Raw genomic sequence first — 16,182 nt, 5'->3', positions numbered from 1 at the left:
CTAATTGAGAAATCAGTAATTTTTACCTTTAAAAGTGGTAGCTATAATTTTTATGTATTATTTTCTAAGACACTTAGGCTCTTCTGGTTGATAAAGACACCAATTACAAGCTGAAGCTGAAGTTGATAAAGCCGCTAATGTACATATTAGCGTAGCAAAACTAGCAAACAACTTTATTGCCTTACTTTTCATGATGATTTCCCTCCTTTCGACAATACATCTTTAATATAATAGAATCTAATATATATTTTATGTAATATAAATAGCATCACTATTAATACTACAGTTAATATGATTGGCCTATAAAATATTTTAGTCTTTACCTTCATGAGCAGCTAAAACTAATCTAGTCTTTCTTACAATAGCAACTGCAAGCCTTTCAGCTGATTATATTTTTTAATTTTTCTTCCCTTTTTATAAAATAGTGAATTACTATAATAAATAAGCCTGTAATAATTAATGATGGAATACCAAATACAGATTTTATAACAGGATTTGTAAATCCAATATTTGTATTGACATTTAGTAAGCTTAACATTGCTATATTTAAATATTCACTTAAGCTCAATATCAAGCTCATAAGTAGAGTGCCATATATTGACTTTACTATTGGTATACCAATAATAACCATAATACATATAATCAAAGTAACAGCGATGAATGTATGTATTCCAAAATAAATAGGAAGCATTCTTACAGAAAAATCGATTATCGCCACTATTATACTGGAAAATATATAAATTTTCATATTAATTGACTTTCTAGATACTATGCATATCCCCAAAATTATCAATAAAGCTTCAGGAAAACTTCTTAACAAAATTTCTATATAATGGAGTTTTAACATATTTTTTATAACCTTTCTTCTCAATTTTATGATTTTTAAATGAAACTCCTCCTCCTTATGTCAGAGGAGTACTCACTGAGTAAGCGACCATATCAAAATCGAAGATTTTGTATGTCTGCTTAACCGATTCGCACAAAATCAAAGATTTTGGCTCTCTGCTTACAAGAAATAACAATTATTTTTTACAAATATATAATTTTCTTCATATACTTTAACTTTTTTTCTATATATTGTATTATTCGATATTAATTGTGAATTTCCTCCTTATTTTGTTAAATTAACTCTACTTTATTTTAATTATATTTTTTATCTTAATTTCATCATGATTCTGCCATACATCACGCCTTCTTCTTCCGAAACTTGCTTTTAAAAACTCCCTCAATAAAACAAAACTCCCTGTTGTTTCTCAACAACAAGGAGTGTAATTATTAAATGAAACTCCTCTTCCTTATGTCAGAGGAGTAAGCGATTCGCACAAAATCAAAGATTTTGGCTCTCTGCTTATTAGTTTGGATAATATAAGTTTTTATCCGTTATATTTAATAAAACTTCATTTAAAAATTTATTAGCTAAGTATTTTGCCATAGGTAAATTCATATCTAAATAATTACCGCAATCTCTTGCAGAGGCACCAGGTACTTCTCCTTCAAAATTTGCAATGAAACGAAACATTTCTACTAATAGATCAATTATATCCTTTGACTCATAATCTCCACTTAAAAGTAAATAAAAGCCTGTTCTACAGCCCATAGGTCCAAAGTAAACTATTTTTGAGCCATAGTCACTGTGATTTCTTAAAAAAGTTGCAGCTAAATGTTCTATAGCATGCATCTCTGCAGTGTTCATAACAGGCTCAGCATTTGGCCTAGTCATTCTAATATCAAAAGTGGTAACAACTGACTGTCCAACGCTATCTTTTCTTGAAACGTAAACACCAGGGTATAGTTCTAAATGATTTATAGTGAAGCTTGTAATTTTCTCCATTTGTTTTCCTCCTAAGTTAAAATAAAATTTACCTAAAGCTACTTTATTCAAAAATAAAACAATTAAGATATTGCACAGTAATTTGCAATATCTTATATCATAACATTAAAATCTATTGAGTTCAATTTGATGAAAATATATTTATCCGATGTCTACCGCCACTAACAACCAACGCACTCTGTGAAAGCAATTCGCACCAAATCAAAAAATTGGGCTCTCTGCTTTTCTTAAAGTTGGGGATAAGTGGCGATACGACCCTGGATAACGGTTTCTAAGCTTCAGATAGAGTTTACAACTCCACCTGAAGCCAAGAATCCTGTTTATATTTTTCTATTTTCTTTAACATTAGTATCCTCAGACTGTTCAAAGCTATTCTTATACTCTATAAGGTCAATTTCGCAGTTAGATCCTATTCTTATATTATTTCCTCTTACTACTTTAGCTTTAGTATTCTCTAAATAAATATCATCACCTTCAATGGTTTCAGCAGTAAGACCATCATAAATGTCCATCATAGTAAAAATAGGTTTTATAAGCTTATTGAATATTGAAGCTGTACCCTTTCTTACATTAATTTTTTCTCCACCAATTTCTTTTACTTTGCATTTAGTGTATAACTCTACTTCAACATTTCCTGAATTTAAAAGCCCGGATATATTAAATCCTCCCTTTGAGACAAAGTTTTCAGAATCACAATTACCATTAACTTTTACAACACCTTGAATAGACATATTCTCCGCTGAAATGCTTCCATCAATATTAACAGCGCCAGAAATGTCCATATCCTTAACTACTGCATTGCCGCTAATCTTCGAATGACCGTTAACTTTAATTTTTTCACATTCTAAGTTTCCATCAAGTCTACTTTCCCCATTTATATCTATATCTTTTGCTTTTACATTACCGATTATTTTGCAAAGCCCATCAATATTAACATTCATACAATCTAGATCACCATTTATTCGTGCAGTTCCACTAACCACTACATCCTTATAAAATCCTCCAGATGAAGTTGTCATGCCAGATATCTTTAAATCATGTCTATTTTCCATTTTAATTCCTCCTTTTACTAATGCCTTATACCTTCCTATTTTCTAAAACTTTGCAATTACCAAGCTGTTCAAAGCTATTTTTATACTCTACAAGCTCGATCTCACAGCCTTCCCCTATAGTAACATTATTTCCTCGTACAACTTTAGCTTTAGTATCTTCTAAATATATATCATCGCCTTCTATAGACTCGGCATATAGTTTTACATCAAATAAATCTGATGGTGGAAAAATAGATTTAATGATTTTCTTTATTTTAGAAGTTATACCCTTTTTAATAGTAATTTTTTCTCCGCCTATCTCAGTTACCTTAGATTTTGAGTACAATACAATGTTAAGCTCACCAGCATTTAATAGGCCGCCTATAGTAAAAGCACCCCTTGAAAGAAAAACTTCCGCATTGCAATTACCTTCAACCTTCATTTCACCAAAAAGGTTAACTTCTTCTGATGATATATTGCCTCCAATGTTAGTTCCACCTTGAACTTTAATTCTTTTTACTGCAACATCTCCTTGTATATTGGAATTGCCACTTATTTTGAATTCTTCTGATTCCAGATTTCCTTTTATCTTAACTTCTCCACTGATTTTTCCAGCTTTTGATTTTAAATTTCCATTAACATCACAGGCTCCACTTATCTTGAAATCAACGCAATCAAAATCACCATTTATATCAGCTTTTCCGCTAACTGCTATCTTATCATAAAATCCTCCAGATGCAGTTCCTTCTCCAGCGATTTTAAGGTTATGTCTTACTATATTCTCCATAATATATACCTCCATTAATCATTCATTTTAATTTTTAATTCTTCAATACAATTTGCTAAGTTAAATCTAGCAACAACCTTCACACCGCTTTCGAAGTAGGTTTCACTAGGAATTGAAACCAAGAAGCATGTAGAAATTCCGAATTTACGAATAAAAATTAATTCACAGTTTTTGCCTTCAAATTTTTTATAGCTATCTGATAACACTTGAAGAAGGGTTTTCCCTTCTTCAAGACTGATTTCACCTGTTTGAAGCAGCTTTTCCAGTATATAAGCATAGAGTATCTTTTCAAAAGAAAACTCCTCGGAATATCCCTGCTGTTCAATAAAAAAGTCAAGGGTCACTTTTGAAACAATGTTACGTTTCACTACTTCATCTTTATTCAACATAGTTTCAGTAGGATTTGGAGAAAACATATCTGCCAAATCATCTAATGATAGATCATCCTTCATATTTATTATTTTATCAATCCTTGTTAGAATCTTATCCTTTGGGAAAAATGTCTCTTGTCCTGTAAAGGTAGACTTCCTAATAAACCAATCTTCAGGGATTAAATTTTTCCTTTTCCACCTATATAATTGACCGTAAGAGATACCCGTAAGCTCGAGTAGATCCTTTTTAGATATTAAATCCTGATCCATATAATAAACACCTCTCTAATACTTTATAGCTTTGGTTAAAATATGCTACTTATTATTTTAAAGTATCAATTCACTTTCCATGAATTAAGTGTAACATAACACTGTTACGTTGTAAATAAAATTATTATAAATTCTTGTATCTAACTTGCTGCGGATAGCCTGTTAACTTATATAAACTATATATCATATTATTATTTATATAAAAAAATGAAGCATAAACCTATGCTCCATCAAACTTCTGACAAAATATATTGGTCAGCAATATTAATGCTATTACACAATATCCTTTTCACTAAATTCATACATGCCCCTAAGAGTAAACAACAAAGCTATAACTATACCAATAGCATACATATACCAACCTGTTTCAAAAGGATTCATATTTGCTCCACTCAAAATAGCTCTTCCTGAATATGTCCAAGGGAAAAAAATCCAAAATTTAGTATTAGATATTAATACTGAAGGAATAGAAAATACCGCTCCTATACCTAATGCAACTCCTATATTAGAAAACCTCATGCTTAAATAATATTGTATTGCCATAACTGGAATAAGTGCAACAAAGGCTAATAGAGGACCATACACTATACCCAAAGGCATTTTACTAGTTCCTGCTAAAATACTTCCTGCTGCTATAACCATAAGCATAAACCCAAGTAAGTTCAGAAATACAATACCAGTTCCCACCAAAAACTTTGCTAAATAAATTTCTTTTCTTTTCACTGAAAGAGTTAAAATTCTTCTAAAATTATTTTCACTATTTTCTATTCTAACTATTATAGCCATTACTATAGTAACAAATAAAGAAAGTATGAATAATCCATAAAACATTGCACTTTGAGTATAGATCTGCTGCCATATATTTTGTCCTTTTGAGGTAAATAAATCCTTATACCTTATAAAGTTCGTAAATCCTAATGCTACAAAAAACAGTGGCAAAAACATTATCAAAGCAAGAATGTTAGAATGTTTTAGCTTTAATAACTCTGCTTCTAATAACTTTTTCATAATAACCTCCTAAACCTCTCTATTCTTAAACTCTAAAATTCCTACGGATAACCATATAACACAGGAAACTACTCCAAAAATCGCTGCTATTTGTGAATCACTTCCACCTTCAAATGGCATTGCCCTTAAAAAGCATGAGTAAGGAAAAATATTTCCCAAAATTTCACTTTGAGCCATCATGTAGGCACTCATTACAGCTACAAAGCCTATTCCTGCTGCCATCAAAGAATTTTTAATATAACAGCTAATAAACTGTTGAATACTTATAACTCCTAAAGCAGTAGCAAATTGAAATACAAAATATTTGACTATTAATGCATAGCTTCCATCTACCTTAAAGATGTTTTTCATGGCTATTAATCCGAGAGTATTTATGATTATAGCTGTAGTGGTAAAGATAAAAATTACTACCCACTTTGAAAAATATATCTTCCATCTATCTACTGGCCTTGATAGTATCTGTTTCCAGGTATTTTCACTGTATTCAGCATAATTTACTATAACAGACAGTAGAACGATTAGTGTAAGTAAAAAGAAAAACCATAATGTGCCTAGATGATTTGTATAAATTAGTATACCTAATTTACCGCTAATACCCATTTCTATTGCTTGTTCAAGTTTTTTACCAGAAGTTAACCAATCAAATCTTAAATGCAAGTTTATAAAGAATAGAACAACAGAAAGTATAGGAATGGCAAATGCTACTTTATATAAAGCGCTTCTTTTGTACTTCATAAATTCAGATCTTAAAATTGATGCTAAGCTCATATAGCCTTTCCCCCTTCAGTAACATCCATGAATATTTGTTCAAGACTTTTTTCAACTTCTACAAATTTGAATATTTTATTGCCTTTTAGTATCAATTGTTTAAGTAATTCATCTGCACTAATTTCTTTAGGTTTTATAAATATGCTGTTATTTTTTACTATTGCTCTATACCCATAATCATTTAAAGTTCTCACTGTTTCGTCTAGGTTACGGGAAGCTATGCAAATTTCCCCTTTACTTCTACTGTGCAGCTCTTCAAGAGTTCCTTGAAATAAAAGCTTACCCTTATTTATGATTCCAATATCATCTGCCATAAGCTCTATCTCACTTAAAATATGGCTGGATATTATTACTGTAATATTTGAGATTGCAGGAAGGCTTTTTATAAGCTCTCTTATTTCATGTATTCCTGCAGGATCAAGACCATTTGTTGGCTCATCTAATATTAATAGTTCTGGTTTTGAAATTAATGCCTGGGCAATGCCCAGTCTCTGCTTCATTCCAAGAGAAAACTTTTTGACCTGCTTATTTTTCCACTCAGTAAGTCTTACTATTTCAAGCACTTCATCAATAGTTTTGTAATTAATATCTAAAAGCTTTGCTGTTACCTGTAAATTTTCATATGCAGTTAAATTTCCGTAATATGAGGGTGCTTCTACAATAGACCCTATTTTTCTTAAAATCTCCATTTTATTTTCACTTAAATTCTTCTGAAAGATTTTTATTTCTCCGCTTGTTGGTTTCATAAGTCCTAAAAGCATACGGATAGTCGTAGATTTTCCAGCACCATTAGGCCCCAGAAATCCATATATTCTTCCCTTTTTCACCTGTAAATTTAATTCATTTACTGCCTTAAAACCCTCAAAGTTTTTATTTAAATTTTTTGTTTCAATAATAAATTGTGACATTTTTAGTCCTACCTTTCTTTAATAATAAAATGTTTTATTGAATTAATACTTTAAATTAATAATTTAAAAAATATGCGACGCAATTTCTAGAGGACAATTGACAGAGGACAGAGGACAATGAAGGTGAGTTTTCCTCCTTACGTCAGAAAACTTTTATATTTTTAAGCTCATTTCGCTAAGGCGAAATATCCACTCATAGTATAAGTTAAAGATTTTTCGCAACACAGCGGAGAAAAATCCTCCTTCACTGTCCTCTGTCAATTCTCAATTGTCCTCTGTCCCCTATAATCCTAAGCTACCAAACTTAACACATCTTTATTGGAACCTTAAGGGAACCTTAAAATTTCAATATCTTGCTAAATATATAAGAATAAATGCTATAATTAAAAATGCCAGATATTATGTATCTAAACTTAGGAGGTCTATAATTGTGTATGATGAAATTTTAGATAGAAAAATCCTTTTAATTGATGATGAAATTGAACTTTTAAAACTTATAGAGACTGTTCTAAAAAAAGAAGGCTTTAGAAGAATAATTAAAGCTACTAATGGCCTAGAAGGCATTAGCTTATGCAAAAGCGAAAAACCAGATTTAATTGTTTTGGATATAATGATGCCCCATATAGATGGTTTTGAGGTATGCAAACAAATACGGGAATTCTCCTTTGTTCCAATTGTTTTCTTATCAGCCAAATCTGAAGATGTAGATAAAATTTTAGCCCTAGGGCTAGGTGCTGACGATTATGTTACCAAGCCTTTCAGCCCAAAGGAAGTGGCTTTTAGGATCAAGGCTCATTTAAGAAGGAACATATATATAAAAAATGAGTTATCTTTAAAAGAAGAGAAAATAAGCTTTGGAAATGTAATTATTGATTTACATAAAGGAGAGGTTGTAAAGGATAATGAACTACTTTCCCTTACTCCAAGAGAATACACACTATTATCTTACATGGCTAAAAACTCAAATCAAATATTGAGTAAACAAATGCTGTGCGATGCAGTATGGGGAGACGATTTTGAAGGGTATGACAACACCATAATGGTGCACATAAGAAAGCTAAGAGAAAAGATAGAAGCTGACCCTTCTAACCCTAAACATATAATAACTATTAAAGGATTAGGATACAAATTGATAAAGGAAGTATAAAATGAAGATTATAAATAAGCTAAAAACTAATCTATCAATAACAAGAAAATTTTTAGTTACACTTATAATTATAGTTATTGTAGAGTTTATATTAAATTTAGTTATCTATTTTGAAGTAATTGTATATACTCAAAATTTGTCCTATTTTAGCCCTCAAAGATTCACTTTAAATTTTTCTGATCACATAGGTATAAATGACAATACACCTTATTTAACGGCTGATGGTAAAGAACAGCTTGAAAAAAATTCTGCATGGATACAAATAATAGATACTGACTTTAAGGAAGTTTATTCCTTTGATAAACCAAAGGAAGTCCCTATAATATATACTCCAATAAATTTTGCACATATTTATAAATATGATATTGCAAATTCCTCTGTATTTGTAAGTGAAAAAGTTATTAATAATAAAAGTTTTACTTATATTATAGGGTTCCCAACTAATACTATTGCAAAGTACACTCTTATCTTTAATCCTTCTGCAATCAAAAGCTTTGCTTGGAATGGATTTATTATTTTAGTGTGTATAAATATCTTTGTGGCGATAATCTTATCCTATCTTTTGTTTGGTATGAAAATGGGTAAACCTCTAGAAAATATTATAAATGGCATAAATCAGCTTTCTAAAGGAATTTACGACATTAACTTTAAAGAAAAAGGTATATATAAAAATGTGCTTAGTAATCTAAATAATTTAGGAATAACTCTTAGAGAGAATAAAAATAAGCGAGATGAATTAGATAAGATGAGAGATACCTGGATTTCTTCTATATCGCATGATATAAAAACTCCTTTATCCTCTATTAAAGGATATTCAGAGCTTATGAAGGATAATGAATATAGTTTTTCTCAAGAAGAGATTTTAGATTATTCAAATATAATATATGATAAAGCTTTATATATTGAGAGCTTGATCGGCGATTTAAATTTAACCTATAAGATAAAAAATAAAGCCTTTTCCTTAAATAAAAAAGAAGTAAATTTAGTTATTCTACTTCAAAATATAGTTATAGAAATATTAAATCATCCTTTATACTCAAATAGAAAGATAAATTTTAATGCCCCAGAAGAAAACATATCTGCCTATGTAGATGAAGTTTTATTTAAAAGATGTTTAGTTAACTTGATTTTTAACTCAATAATCCATAATGATGAAAATGTTAAAATTAATATTTCTATTTATAAAAAAGAGGATATTTATATAGAAATAAAAGATACTGGAACTGGTATTTCTACTGAGGATTTAAATCATATATTCGAAAGATATTATAGAGGTACAAATACCTCATCTTCAGTAGAAGGCTCTGGCTTAGGTATGGCCATAGCAAAACAGATAATAGATATTCATGAAGCTTCTATTTCTATAGAGAGCACATTAGGAATTGGTACTGCTCTAACCTTAGTTCTAAAGACCTATAGACAGGGGGGTTCTATATGATTTTAAAAGGGTTCCGATTTGGAATGTTATTACAGATTGCAGTAGGCCCGATTTGCCTATTTATTTTTCAAACTGCAGCTTCCTCAGGCTTTTTAACTGCAGAGACAGGAGTACTCGGTGTAACAATTATTGATGGTTTATATATACTGGCAGCAATCTTTGGCATTGGGACCATACTTAATAAATATGAAAAAGCAAAGAAAATGATAAAATACTTTGGAGCTTTTGTACTTATTATTTTTGGTACAAGTAATGTAGTTGGAGTTTGGGGAATTTCCCTAATACCAAGCTTAAACTTTCTAACAAAACAAAGTATGGAAAGCGTTTTTCTAAAAACTCTTATATTAACTTTATCTAATCCATTAACTATACTGTTTTGGGCAGGCGTTTTTTCCACTAAAATTTCTGAAGAAAATATGCAGCAAAAGGATATGTATTCCTTTGGACTTGGTGCAGTGTTATCAACCCTATTTTTTCTAACGGTTATTTCAATCTCAGGTAGTTTTATAAATAATTTTTTAGAATCATCTGTTCTTAATTCATTGAACATAATTGTAGGACTAGTATTAATTGCTTTTGGAATAAAAACAACAGTAAAAAAATCATAGTTACTGGAATAGTAACTATGATTTTTTATGTCTCTGGATAACGAGGTTACTTCATATTATATATTTTATAATATTATTCTCAAATATTGATTCTATCTCATTTTTAAAAAACTCTTTCATTTCCTGCAGCTGCTCTTTTGTGTAAACAAATTTACCATATCCAAACTGTCCATACTTATATTTTCTGTCTTCATCATTCATAGGCAGTGTTGTATCGGGGAATACCTCTAATATTATATTCTTAGCTCTCGTAGTATACCTATGAGATATAACCTCAAACATCAAAGGATATCCTAGATTATTTGGCAACTGCTTTTGTAACTCTAATAATAGCTCTCTATAATCCTCTTTCCAGTTATCATATAAGAATACCGGCGCTATTATAAATCCAATAGGATACCCTGCTTTTGCTACCTTTACACAGGCCTCTATCCTTTTAGCAGCTGATGCAGTTCTATTTTCATATTCCTTAATTACCTTATCTGTATTCAGTGTAAATCTTATCTCTGTGCGGCCATTATGTTTTGCATCAAGTAGTGTGTCTATATCACTATACTTAGTAACAAATCTAAATCTTCCTTTTTCACTTTTACCGAAGTATTCAATAGTTCTCTTTAAAGCATTAGTATAGGGTTCTATCGGCACTGGATCTGATGTTGCAGAACCCTCGAATATCGTTTCTTCAGGTAATCTTTCACCTATGTATTTTTGTGCTTGTTCTAGAATATCATCTAAATTGGCATTAATTTTTATATAGGGTCTATCACCTAAATTAGTATTTAAGTAGCAATACTGGCATTGTCCTATGCAACCAGACACTATTGGTAATTGATAATGAGCTGAAGGCTTACAGGATTGAAACTTAAATCCCTTCTTCACTCCAACTACTAACGTCCTTTTACCTTCTCTATAAAAGTCAAACAACCCTTCACCAGGAATATTTTCTTTAACTTTATTAGAGGTTAGCTTTATTATTTCCACATCAGAGTTATTCTTAAATTTATTATATATATTTTTACCTATTTCATAATCTAAAGAACCTTTTTCAAATATTACTCTCTTTGGAATAAACATATCTATACTTCAGAGCTTTTAAACTCTGCTCCTCTCTTTACAATAATATTATCTATTCTTTAATTTCTACGATTTTAAATAATATTATGTACATAAAAATAAGGATGTATTTTTATTTCTCTATAGAGATATTAACTAGAAAGCTAGCTTATACAGAGGGATATGTTTCCAAAGCTGAAGATAGATTTAAAAACTTTTTGCCAGTCTTAGTGAAGGGTTTTAAGACAACCTTAGCACCTTCGAGTTGTCTGAGCGTAGCGAGTTTCTCGAAGGTCCTTAGGTCGTCTAAAATACAAACTTTAGACTGGCTAAAAGCTTTTAACGTACTGAAGCTTGGAAACATACCCCGGCGTATAAGTTAGCTTTCTGCCTAGTATCTCTATATGTTTAAATCTACTCTCTCTTCATATCTTTCACATTTAGGCCCTTCACTTGATAGAAGTTTAAAATAATATCTGTCATTTCCTTTGGAGTTTTTTCTGTGTCATCCTCAACCCACCCCTTAAGGGCAAACCATAATCCTCCTGCTGAAAAATGATTAAAATAGCTATTATTTGATACAAAAGTTAAATCTTTAAAGTTTTCATCTGTTGCCATAGAATTTAAATATTTTAAATGTAAATCAAGCAATATTTGATATACATTGTTGTCCACAAGTTTTTTTAGGAATTCTCTATTTTTATACCAATATTCAAAATATGTAATAAGAAGGTCATATAAGGTTATATCACTTTTAGCTGAAATTGCATTTATAAAATCATTATAAAATCCATCTACATAGTACTCTAATATGGCTTCTTTTTTAGCAAAGTTTCTATACACTGTTTGTCTGGTTAAATCTGCATTTTCAGCAATTTCCTTTAAAGTTATTTCACTATAAGGTTTTTTATCCATTAATTCAATTAGTGATTTTACAATCAAACTTTTAGATCTTAAAGTTATAGGATTAACCTTTTCTTTGATTTGATTCATGTGTAACTTTTCTCCTTATTTGTATAACTTATTATATTTAATTGACTTCACACTTTATAGTATTATATTATAAGTATACAAGTGTTACAAGTGTATAACTTGTAACATTTATAACATTTTTTTGAGGTGGATTATATGCATAAAATAGCTGTAGTGGTTGATAGCACTGCTGTAATTGATAAAGAACTAATTGAAAATAATAGTAACTTATACTCAATACCATTACATGTAATAGTTGATGGTAAAGATTTTAGAGACGGTTTAGATATAGCTCCAAGTGAATTTTGTGAAAAAATGGAGGTTGCTTTAGATCTACCAACTACTTCCCAACCTTCTGCGGGAGAAGTTTTTAAACTTTTAGAAGAATTAGTGGAAAAGTATGATCACATTATATATATTACTATTAGTTCCAAGCTGAGCGGTACATTTCAAACAGGGATGTTAGCTAGAGCTCAGATTTCAGAAGATAAAATAACTGTTTTTGATTCCTTATTTACATCTACTATTCAAAAACAAATGGCAATTGAAACCTTGGAATTGATAAAAAATGGAGCTAGCATTGAAGATATCATTAAAAATCTTGAATACATAAGAGCAAATTCAAGAATATTATTGGTAGTAGATGATTTAGGTCATTTGCATCGTACTGGAAGAATATCATTGTCTGCGGCCTCCTTTGGTAAAATGTTTAGCATAAAGCCAATTTTATCTTTTGAAGAAGGTGAAATATTAGTAAATCAGAAAGTAAGAACAATGAGAAAAGTATATGATAATTTAGTTGAACAAATTGCAAATGCAAAACTTTCTAGAAATTCAAAAATTATTCTAGCACATGCAAATGGATATGATTATACATTGGATTTAAAAGAAAGGCTGCTAAGCGTATATCCTGAACTTGAAATTACCATTGAAGAACTATCTCCTGTAATAAGCGTCCATACAGGACCTAGAAGCTTCGGTTTGTCTTGGATAAATAAAAGATCTTCCTAACATAACAGAAATCAAATTATTATTTTGCTTAAATTGAAGCAGCTTTATGGTTGTAAAACTCCACGAAGCTGCTTTTAATTAATAAAACTCTAAATATGAATTAAGATATTAAATTATTCAATTTTAAGATTTTTAAAGTAGTATTGCTTATCCATATCGGTAATTTCTCTTATTACTCTGCATGGATTACCTACCGCTATAGAATTAGAGGGAATATCCTTTGTTACCACACTGCCAGAACCAATTACTACATTATCACCAATAGTGATACCTGGATTTATGATAACGCCACCGCCTATCCAAACATTGTCACCTATAGTAATTGGGAATGCATATTCAATTCCTTCATTACGGAGCTCAAAATGAACTGGATGGCCTGCTGTAAAAAGACTGACATTTGGCGCAAACATAACATTATCGCCAATAGTAACCTTAGCACAATCTAAAATAGTGCAATTGTAATTAGAATAAAAATTTTTCCCAATAGAAATGTTATATCCATAATCACATCTGAATGGTGGTTCTATAAAGAAATTATCATCAGCCTTGCCAAATAATCTTTTTATAATTTCATTTCTCTTATCAATTTTACTTGGATGTAAATTATTATACTCAAATAACAGTTCTTTTGCATATTGGCGTTCATCAAATAATTCTTTTCCAAAGGATTTATACGGCTTCCCACTTAGCATTTTTTCTTTCTCTGTCATGACCTATTACCTCCATATGTAATAATCTATTGAAATACTCTATAAAGAAGCATAATACTATAAAAAAGTCGTTGAAATTTATATACTTTCATATATTTAGATCTTTTGAAATAACTCCTGTACTTTAATATATGGATTATGATATCGCTCTTTATTTAAAGAATCCTTTTTATATTGAATAGATTCTTTAGGACACCAATGAAGACAAGCTAAGCACTGCTCACATTTATGCTGCCAAACAGGCTTTTTATCAATTATCTTTATATTATTAGCAGCGCATATTTTAGAACAAATTCCGCATCCATCGCATTTTTCATCTATCCAAAAGTCTTTATCTTCACCATCAGGTTGAAAAGCTTTGTACATTTTTTCTTCAGAAGCTCTCATAGGTATATTTTGAAGTTTAACTATAGTTTTATTATTAATTTCTTTTGCAATATTTATAGTTTTTTCTTTTTGAGCTTCAATTCTATTAATATAATCTTCCTTTGGGTGTGGGTAATACATGGACCACATAGTTCCAGGCATAGGTATTCCAAATGCTCCAGATAATACAACCCCTTTATCTTGAAGTAAAACATGTAACTGTTCAAAAGATAAAGCTGCATAGCTTCCATAACTTGCAACTGCAAAAAAGTACGCATTAGTATTAACAGTAAGATTTTCTACAAACTTTTTTACCATGTGAGGCAGACCTCTAAGATAAACTGGGAAAACAAAGCCTATCCTTTCTGATTGCATATCACTATTTATATTCATATTATGCTTGCATATCTGTATAATATTAGCATTTTCTAACTCATTTTTTAAATCCTTAGCTATTTTAAGGGAATTTCCTGTACCAGTGAAATAGTAAATAGTTGTACTCATCACCATCAACTCCTTATTACTAATAAGATATTACATTTTTTATGCAAATTAACTTCTTCTAAATTTTACACTTTTTAGGTACAACCTTTCAAGCTATAAACAGAATTTTTAGCTTCAGATGGAGTTTGTCTGCGATTACTGGGTAATTCTTCCGATTAAATACTATTTAAGCATTTAACCTCTATCTGAAGCTTAAAAGTCGTTATCCATGGATATAGCCGCTCTTTACTCTGGGAGTATTAGAGCGGGTAAGTCATCGGATAAATAAAAAAATAAGCATCAGCGCTATTGCTAATACTTATTTTTAAAAATATCCTAATCCTTTGCCAAAGTGTTCCTCAATCAGTCACTCCTATTCTTTTAGGATATAAACAGAATTCTTGGCTTCAAGTGAAGTTTGCCTACGACCACTAGACAATTCTGCCCGTTAAATGCAAATTATATAAATCTGTGTATTTGGTAAAAGACATTCTTATTTAATGTTGTAGTTCTTAGGGATACAACTTTGGCAGGGCACCCCTACTTGGCATTTTCCACAACCATATCGTGGTTTGTGTTTTTCTTCTGTTTTATCTAAGAATTTAGAACATAAAACGTGATTCTTCCCTTTATCCATGGATATAGCATTTGCAGGGCAATTTCTTATACATGCACCACACATAGAACAGTATTCATAAGTGCTTTCATATTCTCTTTTATCTGGAGGCAAATATAATTCAGTTATAATGCTGCCAAAGCTACCCGCTATACCTTTTTTAGTTATAAGCCCTTTAGAGAGGCCGAATGTTCCAAGTCCACAAACAAAGGCTACATGTCTTTCGGACCAATTACTTGTAAATGATACATAAGGATGAGGTGTAGCCTTATTATATCCTGATTTATACCAGAACCTTTCATCCAAAGATGGTACAATGCTTTTATATCCGTTATCTATCAATTTAGACTTCAAATATTCACATAGCTTATTTAACAAAGCTTCACCTTCGATACGTCCATGTAGCCACTCTTCAGATGGCCATGACATATCTCTTCTATTGCCGCCTTTTACTGCTTCTGTATATGGCAAAAAGAATGATATAACTGTTTTGGACTGCGGTAACCACTCTTGTGGAAGCCAAAAATGGTTACCTACTACAGATGGTTCTCTTAATAACTTAAAATACTCATCATTTGCATCACCAAAGGCAAAAATAGGAGCATCAAAAATCTTCATTCCTACAACATTTTCTGAAAGCGCAATTTGCTTTGTTATAATGTTTTCTTCTGAGTTTTCTATAGAAATTATTGATTATACGAATTAACGGGTTCATGATATCACAACCATAGATAAAAATCCATATCTCTTAACATTGACAGTTTCATTTGTGTATATTTCTTTATAGCATTTAGAAATAAGCTA

Annotated in this window: 18 protein-coding genes; 4 read left to right on the top strand and 14 right to left on the bottom strand. The window is 30.5% G+C overall.

The features are described from left to right. Nucleotides 1-57: 57 nt before the first annotated feature. The 9 genes from I6U51_RS19100 to I6U51_RS19060 form a co-directional block, all read right to left on the bottom strand. On the bottom strand, nucleotides 58-192 hold the full coding sequence (locus I6U51_RS19100; protein ID WP_211144162.1) for a cyclic lactone autoinducer peptide: 135 nt from the start codon (nucleotides 190-192) through the stop codon (nucleotides 58-60). A gap of 187 nt (nucleotides 193-379) precedes the next feature. After that, nucleotides 380-871: a hypothetical protein gene (locus tag I6U51_RS19095; RefSeq protein WP_246517511.1), complete on the bottom strand. Its 492-nt coding sequence runs from the start codon at nucleotides 869-871 to the stop codon at nucleotides 380-382. A 480-nt stretch (nucleotides 872-1,351) separates the two neighbouring features. After that, the gene (locus I6U51_RS19090) at nucleotides 1,352-1,831 is read right to left on the bottom strand and encodes an S-ribosylhomocysteine lyase (protein ID WP_211144161.1); all 480 of its coding nucleotides are present in this window, start codon (nucleotides 1,829-1,831) and stop codon (nucleotides 1,352-1,354) included. 320 nt (nucleotides 1,832-2,151) lie between these two features. After that, nucleotides 2,152-2,889, bottom strand: coding sequence for a polymer-forming cytoskeletal protein (locus I6U51_RS19085; RefSeq protein WP_343069739.1), 738 nt, complete (start codon nucleotides 2,887-2,889; stop codon nucleotides 2,152-2,154). 19 nt (nucleotides 2,890-2,908) lie between these two features. Continuing rightward, complete coding sequence (locus I6U51_RS19080) at nucleotides 2,909-3,649, bottom strand: polymer-forming cytoskeletal protein (protein WP_211144159.1); 741 nt, start codon at nucleotides 3,647-3,649, stop codon at nucleotides 2,909-2,911. Nucleotides 3,650-3,663: 14 nt separating this feature from the next. Then, nucleotides 3,664-4,290: a YhbD family protein gene (locus tag I6U51_RS19075; protein ID WP_211144158.1), complete on the bottom strand. Its 627-nt coding sequence runs from the start codon at nucleotides 4,288-4,290 to the stop codon at nucleotides 3,664-3,666. A gap of 273 nt (nucleotides 4,291-4,563) precedes the next feature. After that, entirely contained in the window at nucleotides 4,564-5,298 is a 735-nt protein-coding gene (locus I6U51_RS19070) for an ABC transporter permease (protein ID WP_211144157.1), read from the bottom strand. A gap of 9 nt (nucleotides 5,299-5,307) precedes the next feature. Next, nucleotides 5,308-6,066 carry an ABC transporter permease gene (locus tag I6U51_RS19065; RefSeq protein WP_211144156.1) on the bottom strand — a complete coding sequence of 253 codons (759 nt, stop codon included), beginning with the start codon at nucleotides 6,064-6,066 and terminating at the stop codon, nucleotides 5,308-5,310. Next, the gene (locus tag I6U51_RS19060) at nucleotides 6,063-6,974 is read right to left on the bottom strand and encodes an ABC transporter ATP-binding protein (RefSeq protein ID WP_211144155.1); all 912 of its coding nucleotides are present in this window, start codon (nucleotides 6,972-6,974) and stop codon (nucleotides 6,063-6,065) included. The genes I6U51_RS19065 and I6U51_RS19060 overlap by 4 nt, the downstream gene beginning before the upstream one ends. A gap of 430 nt (nucleotides 6,975-7,404) precedes the next feature. Here I6U51_RS19060 and I6U51_RS19055 point away from each other — a divergent pair, with 430 nt between their 5' ends. The 3 genes from I6U51_RS19055 to I6U51_RS19045 are packed head-to-tail and all read left to right on the top strand — an operon-like array spanning nucleotide 7,405 to nucleotide 10,167. Next, nucleotides 7,405-8,121: a response regulator gene (locus I6U51_RS19055; RefSeq protein ID WP_211144154.1), complete on the top strand. Its 717-nt coding sequence runs from the start codon at nucleotides 7,405-7,407 to the stop codon at nucleotides 8,119-8,121. 1 nt (nucleotide 8,122) lies between these two features. Further along, nucleotides 8,123-9,559, top strand: a complete 1,437-nt coding sequence (locus tag I6U51_RS19050) for a sensor histidine kinase (protein ID WP_211144153.1) — start codon at nucleotides 8,123-8,125, stop codon at nucleotides 9,557-9,559. Next, nucleotides 9,556-10,167: a LysE family transporter gene (locus I6U51_RS19045; RefSeq protein WP_211144152.1), complete on the top strand. Its 612-nt coding sequence runs from the start codon at nucleotides 9,556-9,558 to the stop codon at nucleotides 10,165-10,167. The genes I6U51_RS19050 and I6U51_RS19045 overlap by 4 nt, the downstream gene beginning before the upstream one ends. 51 nt (nucleotides 10,168-10,218) lie before the next feature. Here I6U51_RS19045 and splB read toward each other — a convergent pair whose 3' ends face one another. Beyond that, a complete protein-coding gene (gene splB / locus I6U51_RS19040; protein ID WP_211144151.1) occupies nucleotides 10,219-11,241 on the bottom strand; it encodes a spore photoproduct lyase in 1,023 nt (340 codons plus the stop codon). A 393-nt stretch (nucleotides 11,242-11,634) separates the two neighbouring features. Continuing rightward, a complete protein-coding gene (locus I6U51_RS19035; RefSeq protein ID WP_211144150.1) occupies nucleotides 11,635-12,213 on the bottom strand; it encodes a TetR/AcrR family transcriptional regulator in 579 nt (192 codons plus the stop codon). Nucleotides 12,214-12,348: 135 nt separating this feature from the next. Here I6U51_RS19035 and I6U51_RS19030 point away from each other — a divergent pair, with 135 nt between their 5' ends. Further along, a complete protein-coding gene (locus tag I6U51_RS19030) occupies nucleotides 12,349-13,203 on the top strand; it encodes a DegV family protein (protein ID WP_211144149.1) in 855 nt (284 codons plus the stop codon). A gap of 113 nt (nucleotides 13,204-13,316) precedes the next feature. Here the strand turns inward: I6U51_RS19030 and I6U51_RS19025 are convergent, their stop codons facing one another. From I6U51_RS19025 to I6U51_RS19015, 3 genes are all read right to left on the bottom strand, one after another. Continuing rightward, nucleotides 13,317-13,913 (bottom strand): sugar O-acetyltransferase, encoded by a 597-nt coding sequence (locus I6U51_RS19025; RefSeq protein ID WP_211144148.1) that lies wholly within the window; start codon nucleotides 13,911-13,913, stop codon nucleotides 13,317-13,319. Nucleotides 13,914-14,009: 96 nt separating this feature from the next. Continuing rightward, a complete protein-coding gene (locus I6U51_RS19020) occupies nucleotides 14,010-14,783 on the bottom strand; it encodes an EFR1 family ferrodoxin (protein WP_211144147.1) in 774 nt (257 codons plus the stop codon). A gap of 472 nt (nucleotides 14,784-15,255) precedes the next feature. After that, entirely contained in the window at nucleotides 15,256-15,996 is a 741-nt protein-coding gene (locus tag I6U51_RS19015; RefSeq protein WP_211144146.1) for a 4Fe-4S binding protein, read from the bottom strand. Nucleotides 15,997-16,182 lie beyond the last annotated feature (186 nt).

The sequence above is a fragment of the Clostridium aciditolerans genome (assembly GCF_016316925.1).
Taxonomy (GTDB): Bacteria; Bacillota; Clostridia; order Clostridiales; family Clostridiaceae; genus Clostridium_AM; species Clostridium_AM aciditolerans.
This window is presented reverse-complemented; position numbering and strand designations above follow the sequence as displayed.